Annotated in this window: 1 protein-coding gene; it reads left to right on the plus strand. The window is 47.4% G+C overall.

All coding sequences use genetic code 11. The features are described from left to right. Positions 1-88: 88 nt before the first annotated feature. Positions 89-2,693 (plus strand): DUF3769 domain-containing protein (locus F6K49_RS40075; RefSeq protein WP_293106335.1); only part of this gene is annotated, 2,605 nt, incomplete at its 3' end.

Here is a 2,693-nt window from a genome sequence, read left to right on the forward strand (position 1 = left end):
TGTCGATAACCCAATTGGAACTACAATCTTGGGGATTGAGTCAAGGATTGTTGGTCTGAATAGTAAAACACCAGCCAATTAGTGAAACATGCCCCAGCCAGTTCAGCCGCCGGTCGTACCCGCAATTATTCAAACTGTTAAACTTTCCCAGACCACTAGCGACCTAGATAAATTATCTCAAAGAATAACTGTTTCGGCACCGTACCAAACACAGCAAAACCAGGCACTGCTCAAACCGTACCCGACAGGAGAGCTCAAGGTTGAGGCTTTACCAATATTAGGCACAGACAAAAGCGCTGCTAGCTTAGGTCTACCTATTTCCCGAGCAGTTGGCCAGACCTTGCTAAGGATAACAAACAGCCAAGACAATTGGCAACTAGGGCAAGGAAAACAGTGGCAACAATCTCTTCTAAAACCAGCAATAGAGCAACCACTCCATCCTGATTTAACCTCCTTACTCAAGAGTCCAACTCCAGAAGCACGATCAATCTCGGTTACTTCTGAGACAGGGGTTGCTGATTCTGGGTATGATTCGGCCTCCCTAGCCCCCCAGCGAGCAATCCCTCGCTGGGGGGAACAAAACCTTCCAAGTCCCCCCGAGGGAGGGATTGCTCGCTCGGGGGATTTAGGGGGCTTTCCCAAAACTACGCGATCGCCCATTCATACTTCAATTCAGCAACGCCAACCTAATAGCCAACCTGAGCTAACACCTGAGCTAACACCTGAGCCTGGGAATCAAGAAAGATTCTTTGCTGTTAACTCTTACCCCAAACGATGTTCTACTCTCGAAACCTTACCCAGGCCAGATGACCCCTTGAGCATCAGTCCAAATTGCCCTTTGCCATTGCCTAGGAGCAAGCGTATTATAGCTCAAGAGCGGGGGGGAGAGACTAGAGAGTTTGAGTTAATCATCCCTGAACAATCTAACCCACCTTCCTTAGACGAGACTGCACCACCTTCAGACCAAGACTCGTCTCAACCCCAATCTGGTTCGGAGTTAGATTCCGAGGTTACTGCTCCCACAAGTACCTTCGATACTAATGAGCCAGACATACTTGAACTGACTTCAGACCGTCAGGAGTATGACGATACTAGACAAGTGATTACAGCGGTGGGCAATGTTACCTTGCGGTTTCAAGATGCCTTACTAGAAGCTGACCGTTTGCAAGTCAACTTGCCTAATAAGATTGTAGTTGCGGATGGGAATGTGGCTCTGACTCGTGGTAACCAGGTGTTAGAGGGAGAGCGCTTTGAGTATTATTTTGTTCAAGATACTGGTGTGGTTTTGAAGGCTAGGGGAGAATTTGTCAGAGCAAACTCAGATTCTGGGGCAACCCCCCCAACTCAACCGGTCAGTCGCAGAATTATTAATAGCCAGCCCTTAGCTGGAATTAGTAATCCCGGAGCCTTTGCCATTGAGTTTGGTGCTAGGATTATTCCCAATGCTGAAACTGGGACAAGCTCAACATCTATAGAATCCCCCGACATCGAAGGGACTATCAATCGATTCCGCTATGAAGCAGACCGGGTGGAGTTTGACGGGTTAGAAGGAGTTGCTACTAATGTCAGAATTACCAATGACCCCTTCTCCCCACCAGAGTTGGAGTGGCGCACCAAGAATGCTCGATTTCGGCGGATTTCTCCAGAAGTAGATGAAGTAATTGCTAAGAATCCTCGACTGGTGTTTGATCAAGGGTTTTCCTTGCCCACATTTCGTGAACGGTTTGTGATTGACCGCCGTGAGCGGCAACCGAATTTATTGGATTTTGGGTATGATGATGACGACCGGGGTGGTGTGTTTATTCAGCGTGGCTTCAAGGTGGTTGATAGTCCCTCCGTCAGGTTCAGTCTAACACCACAGTTTTATATTCAAAAAGCCATTCTTGGAGACAATGATGAAGATGAGAATAATGATGCAGAAGGTGGTGGCGTAATCGATCCCGCTAACTTTGGCTTGCTGGTTGACCTTGATGCTTCCTTAGGGCCACGCACTACACTAGTAGGTTCCGCAGAACTCACTAGTCTGGATCCTGATGATCTAGAAAACGAAACTAGGGGAAGTTTGCGCCTCCGACAAACTATTGGCACCACTTACCCTCATCGCTTAACTTTGGAATCCAGCTACCGCGATCGCCTTTTCAATGGCTCTTTGGGTTTCCAAACCGTTCAGAGTAGTATTGGTGGTGTACTTGAATCACCGACAATTCCCATCGGGCAAACCGGCTTGACCATTAGATATCAAGCTGGCGTTCAGCGTATTAACGCTAACACCGATCGAGCAGACTTGCTACCTCTGCCACCTCGGGATAACAATCGGATTAGTTTAACCCGTTATCAAGGCAGTGCAACTCTAAACTGGACACAACCCCTTTGGCAAGGTGACATATTGCCAGCAACTGCTGAAGAAGGTATGCGCTATACACCAGCACCAATTTTACCAAATGTTCAACTAAATTCATCCATTACCGGTGTGGCTAGTGCCTATAGTAACGGTGATTCTCAAGAGTTTCTCCGTGGCAGCGTTGGCTTAACTGGGCAATTCGGTCATTTTTCTAAACCCTTTCTCGACTATACCGGTTTTAATATCGGCTATAGTCAAGTAGCCTTAGGCAACACATCACCATTTTTATTTGACCGAGTTGCAGATAATCGCATCCTTAATGCTGGTATTACCCAACAACTCTATGGTCCCA

It is taken from the genome of Moorena sp. SIO3I6, from assembly GCF_010672095.1.